Origin of the sequence: Desulfacinum hydrothermale DSM 13146 (assembly GCF_900176285.1) — a bacterium.
Taxonomy (GTDB): Bacteria; Desulfobacterota; Syntrophobacteria; order Syntrophobacterales; family DSM-9756; genus Desulfacinum; species Desulfacinum hydrothermale.
In genome coordinates, this window is record NZ_FWXF01000033.1 from 1 (window position 1) to 7,274 (window position 7,274).

General features: G+C 52.1%; 5 protein-coding genes and 1 pseudogene. 2 read left to right on the forward strand and 4 right to left on the reverse strand.

The features are described from left to right. Positions 1–544 precede the first annotated feature (544 nt). On the forward strand, positions 545–934 hold the full coding sequence (gene tnpA / locus B9A12_RS16120) for an IS200/IS605 family transposase (protein ID WP_084059119.1): 390 nt from the start codon (positions 545–547) through the stop codon (positions 932–934). 3 nt (positions 935–937) lie between these two features. Continuing rightward, positions 938–2,119 (forward strand): RNA-guided endonuclease InsQ/TnpB family protein, encoded by a 1,182-nt coding sequence (locus B9A12_RS16125; protein WP_084059120.1) that lies wholly within the window; start codon positions 938–940, stop codon positions 2,117–2,119. A 1,108-nt stretch (positions 2,120–3,227) separates the two neighbouring features. On the opposite strand, the gene B9A12_RS16130 is transcribed toward B9A12_RS16125, so the two are convergent. From B9A12_RS16130 to B9A12_RS17140, 4 genes and pseudogenes are all read right to left on the reverse strand, one after another. Continuing rightward, positions 3,228–4,004 carry a DUF6166 domain-containing protein gene (locus B9A12_RS16130; protein ID WP_084059121.1) on the reverse strand — a complete coding sequence of 259 codons (777 nt, stop codon included), beginning with the start codon at positions 4,002–4,004 and terminating at the stop codon, positions 3,228–3,230. A 19-nt stretch (positions 4,005–4,023) separates the two neighbouring features. Further along, positions 4,024–4,281, reverse strand: coding sequence for a hypothetical protein (locus tag B9A12_RS16135; RefSeq protein ID WP_084059122.1), 258 nt, complete (start codon positions 4,279–4,281; stop codon positions 4,024–4,026). 923 nt (positions 4,282–5,204) lie between these two features. Then, positions 5,205–6,329 carry a DNA polymerase III subunit beta gene (gene dnaN / locus B9A12_RS16145; RefSeq protein WP_170920682.1) on the reverse strand — a complete coding sequence of 375 codons (1,125 nt, stop codon included), beginning with the start codon at positions 6,327–6,329 and terminating at the stop codon, positions 5,205–5,207. Between the two features lie 151 nt (positions 6,330–6,480). Beyond that, positions 6,481–7,274: pseudogene (locus B9A12_RS17140) on the reverse strand (hypothetical protein); the annotation flags it as partial.

Here is a 7,274-nt window from a genome sequence, read left to right on the forward strand (position 1 = left end):
CAAGTAGATTGTTTTTTATAAATTGAAAACAAAACAAAATAAACAAAAACCTATTAGGAGACAAACAACTTGGGTTTTTGCCATCAAGTTGTCTTCCCGTTCCTGTTTTCCGAAAAATCCCCTCTCTTTCAAGAAGTGCACTACGTCGTTCAGAAGAATTTTCTCGCCTTGATCGGGCAACGTTGCCAGGTTTCCAGTTCGCCGAGAAGTTCGCAAGCAAGCCGGAACAGCCTCGGTGGTGAGAGGGCGCGATCTCCTGGAGCTCGGAGCGCAACCCGGCCCCCACGTTGTGTGGGCGCTCCGGGCCGCCTTTGAGAAGCAACTCGAAGGGTGCTTCTCAAGATTGGGAAGAAGCACGGCATCAAAAAGAACGGGTCGCACCTGGATAGCGTCGTAGTTTTCGATACTCCCAAGGCGGTATTGCGTTTGGATTTTGCCACAGTACTCTGTTCTCTATAAGAATCGCGCCAGGGGACACCGGGCTTTAGCCCGGTGGGGAATGGCGCTTGACACCTCCCTTCTACTGGTTTATCGTTAGATTGCTATGGCGAAACGAACACGACATGCGACATACAACACCAACTATCACCTGGTCTGGTGTCCCAAGTTCCGGCGTCCGGTTCTCGCCGGAGACGTTGGAAAACGCCTTGCCGAGCTGTTGCCGGAATATGTTCGTGCCCTCGACGGAGAGGTGATAGATCTGGTTGTGCAGCCCGACCACGTTCACCTGTTTGCCTCGTTTCCGCCCGACCTGGCGATCAGCCAGATCGTGTATCGACTGAAAGGTGCAAGCGCCCGACAGCTTCGGAAGGAATTTCCGCATCTCAAAAGCCGCCTGCCGTCGCTGTGGACGCGCAGCTACTATGTGGGAACAGCCGGAAACGTCAGCGCAGCCACGATCCAACGCTACATTGATGCACAAAAGGGGCGGTGACCGATGATCCGCACGTACAAATACCGCCTTTATCCCACCAACGCACAGGATCGTGCCTTGGACTTTTTGCTTTGGCAGGGACGCCTGCTCTACAATGCGGCCTTGGAGCAGCGCATCAACGCATATAAGAACGATGGTAAGAGCGTTACCTACCCTCAGCAGTGGGCGTATTTTCGTGACCAGAGGCACGAAAATCCCGATACGCTTGGGAAACTGAACGCAGCCAGTGTTCAGCAACTTCTCCGCCGCCTGGACAAAGCCTTTCGCTCGTTTTTCCGACGCCTGAAAGCCGGAGAAAAGCCCGGGTTCCCGCGCTACAAGGGACGGACCCGGTTCAACAGCCTGGAATATCGTCACGGCGACGGCTGCAAACTGAAGTTCGATGCGAAACATCGTGCCCTGCTCTACATCCAGAACGTTGGCGACGTTAAGGTCAAATATCACCGGCCGATCCCCGATGAGGCCAGGATCAAGCACGTCGTCCTCAAGCGGAAAAACCGCAAATGGTATATCTGTCTTCAGATCGAACTGCCTGATCCGGTTGTGGGCGAACACTCGGGTCCCGCCGTCGGAATCGACATGGGCCTGCACAGTATTTTGGCCTCCTCTGACGGGCAAACGATTGAAAATCCGCGTTGGCTGCGAAAGTCGCTTGCAAAACTGCGTGTGGCCCAGAGGCGTCTTTCCAGGCGCAAAAAGGGCGGCGCGCGCCGCCGCAAAGCAGCCGCACAGGTTGCCCGGTTGCACGAGCGCATCACCAACCAGCGCCTGGACTTCTGGCACAAGACGACCCGTCGGCTCGTGGACACTTACGGACTGATTGCCGTAGAAGACCTCACTCTCAATTTTTTGACCAGTAATCGTCACTTGGCTTTGAGCGCGCACGATGCGGGGTTGGGCATGTTTCGGCAACTGCTTGCGTACAAGGCTGAGAGTGCCGGTGTGCGGGTGGTTGCCGTAAATCCGGCCCACACTTCGCAGGTGTGCTCGTCCTGTGGCGAATTGGTGGAAAAGACGTTGGGAGTGCGAATACATCGTTGTCCTTCCTGCGGCTACACGGCTGACCGCGACGTGAATGCCGCCCGTAACATTTTGGACCTTGCGGTCAAGTCGGCCCGGACGGGGCCGCCAGGCGTGAACGTGGCCGGTTGCGGCGTGCGTAGCCTGGGAAGCTCCCTGCTTTAGCGGGGAGAGTCGTCACATATGGAACCGATACCAGAAGGATATGCCGTGGCGTGGTCTCCCCTGCGTCCGCCCTATTGGGAGCGCCGATGCGCCGGGCGTTGCCTTATTCCTGTTGAAACGTCCCTGCCGGAATCGTGCGAGGGCTGAGGTGGTGACGGAAATCCCTGGAGCGCTCGCAGGTGGGAATACATAGTTGTAGCGTTGGGTTGCTGTAGGGCAAAGGGGATCTGGGCATGCGGGGAAAGACAAATTGGGTAACCAGAAGCAGGACCTCTCGCAAAGCGGTCTGGCAGCCCGCATCAATCCACGGCCAAGAAAGGAATTATTGAAAGCTCCTTCCTTGCTGGAAGGAGATCGAAACCCGTATACCTTACTTATGCCCCACACACAAATGAGGCGTTGAAAGCTCCTTCCTTGCTGGAAGGAGATCGAAACATACAATGCGGCCAAGATAGTATTGGCCACGCACTATGTTGAAAGCTCCTTCCTTGCTGGAAGGAGATCGAAACCGCGAGATCGAGATCACGATCGCGGGCAAATCCCGATTGAAAGCTCCTTCTTTGCCGGAAGGAGATTAAAAGGCACCTGACCTCCGTGAAACTCGTCGAGTAGTGGGAGTATTGCAAGCTCCTTTGTTGCGGTAAGGAGATTGAAAGAGGCTGGCTGAAAGGTATTTCCGATCGCCAGGCAACGTTGAAAACTCCCTTTGCTGGAGATTGAAAATAGAACGTGCGGGTTTGGGGGCGGCTACAGAAGAAGGTCGAAATCTCCTATTCTAAAAAAAAAGGAGATGTAAAGGTGCGCGCCTACGCAAATCTTGCCAACGAAAGGACCTAGTTGAAAGCTCCTCATTTAACAAGAGGAGATAAAAAGGGCATCTACCGCGGCGGATCTGTCCAGAAGGCGGTATTTGAAAGCTCCTTCCTTGCCGGCCTTGCCGGCCTTGCCGGAAGGAGATCGAAACCGGGTCTCGATCAGGTCGTTCAAGGAGTTGCTGAAGGTGATTGCAAACTCCTGTTGTTCCGAAAGGAGATTGAAACTGCGAAGAGTGTGTCAGCTGCCACCCCCTAAATCCGGGGGCCCTCCTTCGCTAGATTTTCCATGGTGTTCAGGTAAGCGTTTCCTTTTTTGCCGGAAAACCCTTCTCCTCCAGGAACACCACCACAGTCTCAAGAGGAATCTTCCCTCCTGCTTCGGGGAGGCCCGCAACGAACCGATCTCTAAACGCAGTGTAAATATGCGGGTACTTTGCAATGTCGTTGCCGGCCACATGTGCCAGAATGTTTAGTGCACAATCCGTAGGTCCGCTGCCCCGGTATCCCCATGCCATGCCGGTTGGTGAATGTTTGACAATCCGATGCGAAAAATTAAAAAAGCGCCGCCCATTGTATGCCCGCATCACAAAATCGCGTCCTGGAATCCAAGGTATCGTGAACTGACCAAGGGGATAATAAAAAGACGGCTTTTTGTCTAAATCGAAAACGTCATCGTAATCCGTTACCACGCTGTCCAAGGGTGGAAGTATTCCGTGAAGCCACTCTACCACTTGCGGATCCGCAGGTTGCCAGATTACCTCAGGCTCAAAATCTTCAGGCGGAATCAACAAATTATAGAATTTGTCTGTTTCCGGAACGTACTCAAACCAAACAACTTCTTCCGGGCTGTTTTCCAAGATAAGCGCCACGAGCGAAATTACGATGTTGGCACTTTCCTTCAGATTTGTGCCCGGGTTTGCGCCGTTGTTCAGCACAACGACAGGTTGACCTTCGTACTCACTGACAAGCACATGACAGAGGGAGTAACACTCAGATCCTGTGTGTGGATCTTTCACATACCAGGAAAGCTCCTGCCACTGAAGCGGGAAAAAATGTCCGGCAATCCCCATATGGCACACCTCACCTTTATTAACTCTCCCGATTGGTGGATTCGATCATTTCTGCAGACGTTTTTGCATTCACGAAACATTGACGCCCTTTTGCATAAACTTCATCGGGGGAAAGGCTGCGGTACTTTTGCAGGATGGATTCAACCGCAAGCATGACCACTTCTTTTTCGGAAATTTCGAGATCAATTGCGAGCTTTTTGACTTCTTTCATGCGCTTCCGATCCAATGTGATGTTTATCCGACTTGTCTCAGGAATGGTTCGGTTTCGCTTTGCCATTGCTTTTTCTCCTCTTTTTTGAATTTTAGGCCCGATCTGATATCCCCTTTACGGGAAAAGCGTCGCCTGTTCCTTGTAAAACCACAACATGGCGCAATACTTCGCTGCCCCAGAACGCACGATCGGACAGCGACGCAGGGGCTGACACCCCCCTTTTGGGGGCCAAACATGGCGCAATATGTATCTATTGCGCCATGTTTGCGGGCAAATCGCCTCCCGAAAGGACACTCCATCCCGCAACCCCACCCTCAAAAGCCTCCTGGAACCTCAAGGCACGCCATTATCCACCATGCCGAAAACGTTCAACTGATACATTTGACCACCTTTGAGTCAATAAGGTACATTTTGGGCTTGAAAACCACATTGGACACTTTTATTCTACAATAAGTAGAAAGGAGTGCCAAATGAAAATCCTAGCTCAATCATACCTGATTGCCCCAAACAGTCCCAAGAAGGCATTCTACCACATACGAGTCGAGCAAAATGCCACATTCAGGTATGTCGTTACGAAGGAGAGCGGAGGGGGAAATACGGTTTGGGATCAGCGAAAGTGGGAATTTCGAGATCAGAAAGCGGCAATAGCCTTCTATTTGCGAAAAATACGGGACAAGACGAATCCCAAGCGAAGGTCCCCGCGAAAGTACCAACACCAACTGCAACCCACACATTAGGAGAATCCCTTCTCTTCGGTTCCCAACAACACCGAAATCCCCTCTTCTGCCCGGACAGGGAAAAAAGAATTTCGGGCTACTTATCGACAGGCGAAAGGAGCTTTTGCCACCAACGCGTCACTACGGTCCCCTGGATAGAAAATGCGCGGTTTTGGAGGCACCAAGAGAAAATGTCACCCCCCCCCCCGATACAAAGCCTGCGACCTGATTCTGAATACAGACCCTCCACCCTCTTTCGAGGGCGGAAGGAAGTTACTCGTTCATCGGCATAATCATGGTCAGGTAGTTGTGGTTGTCCGGTTCCAAAAATAGGCCGCCGTGATTCTTGTCCACCCAATGTATGCGAACATTGTCTGTCTGCATATTTTGTAGAGTTTCCATCACGTAGTTGATATTATAGGTCATCTTAAATTCTTCACCAGTATAGGAAGCGGGAATTTCTTCCCTCGCTGTTCCTGTCATTGGATTCTCGGTTCCAGCTTCCAGACATAATAGGTCGGAACAAACCGTCATCCGTATGCTTTTGTGTACCTGGTCCGTAACCACCGCCATGCGTCTGAGCGCTCCCAACAAGACCTGGCGCTCCACATCAACCATAATGCTGGTTGTATGGTCCGGAATGACATGCTCATACTGCGGATAGTTGCCCTCAAGAAGCTGCATGGATAGAAGGGCATTGGGTACCTGGATACAAAGCCGGTTTTCGAGGAGTCCCAAGGACACCTGGTCTGCATTTTCCAACAGGCGCAGAGTCTCCCGGATGCCTTTTTTCGGGACGATAATTCCTTCTTGCTCCCCTAACAATTGCAGAGCGGGGAAGTCGTCGATCTGATCGTATGACAAACGGTGGCCATCACACCCAACCACGCGAAGTCCATCTATTCCGGGCGAGTGTAGATATACTCCGGCGAGAACATTGTCAAAGCAATCCTTGTCGGAAGCCACCGAACACACGGTTCTGCTAAGTATCCTCTTCAGGGATTCCACCTCTACGTCAATCATGGAATCAGGCAATTCGATTGACACATTAGGAAAGTCTTCCGCAGGCCAAGTGGCTATTTTGTACTGTGTTTTTCCAGAAGCTACTTTCAGTTGATTGTCAACTAGACGGCATGATACCGTTTTACCAGGCAACATCTTAACCACATCTAAAAACTTTCGTGCCGGAACGACTACTCCCCCTGAAACACTCACCTGCGCCTCGACTTTTGCCCTCAAACTAATTTCCAGGTCTGTAGCAGTTAAATACACCTGCTGTTCATCCGCAATATCAATAAGTACACCATTAAGAATTGGATGCACCGTCTTTTCATTTGTAATCCCTACCAACTTACCAACAACGGAAAGGAGATCTTTTTTTGGGATTTCAAACTTCATGTTGTGCCCCCCATGTTTTTCCAACTAAAAGCCACTTCCTTATTTATCTTTCATTTGCATACTAGCATGATAGCATGCAAAAGTCAATAAAAAGATACGCAAAACAAAAAAAACCGCCACCCTTCGCATGGTGTGGCGGTTTTGTTGATTGTTAGGCAGCACAATCAATGTCTTCGTCAAGCTCGAACACCAAAAACGACCGGTTGCCGTCAGGCACAACCTCGATAGGCTTCCCGAACAAATCGCCTACCCACCGAAAGACACCGACCGCCTGGCGGATTTGCCCAACAGCAACGCCGTCGTGCGCCAGGAGCGCTCCGTTCCGCACGGAAACGGTATGTCCCAGCAACTTGCCCCGATATACTCCTCGGGCCTTTCGCAAAACTCCCAGCGCCGTCCGTTGCGGACGCCGAGTGCGCTGCTTCGGTCGGGCCACGACGTTGCAGGATTTTTTTCCTGTTCGGGCCGTATCGTGTGCCGTATTCAAGTGTTCCAACACATGCTTGGAAGTCGCCTGCAAGGACTCCCACACCTGGTCCAGACTCTGGTCAACAGCATCGTCATCCTCGCCAAGGACGGCTTTCGCCATTTGGACCAGGATCGACGCTTCGCCGTCGGCCAGGGCCGTGAGACCCTTATCCGATAGCTCTCCTTCCACGAGGAGCGCTACTTGCATCTTGTTGGCCATCAGCTTCAGGGCCAACTCCTGCAAGGTGTCGGAATACACCAGGTAAACAACGCGAACAGGCTCACTCTGACCGATTCGCCAGCTTCTCCGCGAAGCCTGACGGAGCGTAAAGGTGGAATATCCGGGCTGGAAAAACACAATCGTCGGGAACTCGATCAAATCCAGTCCCGTTTCCACCAGGCGGGGGTTGGTCAGCAGAACGTCCACATTGCGCTTCGCCAGAACGTTCTTGATCCACCCTTCCCGCTTTTCAGGGG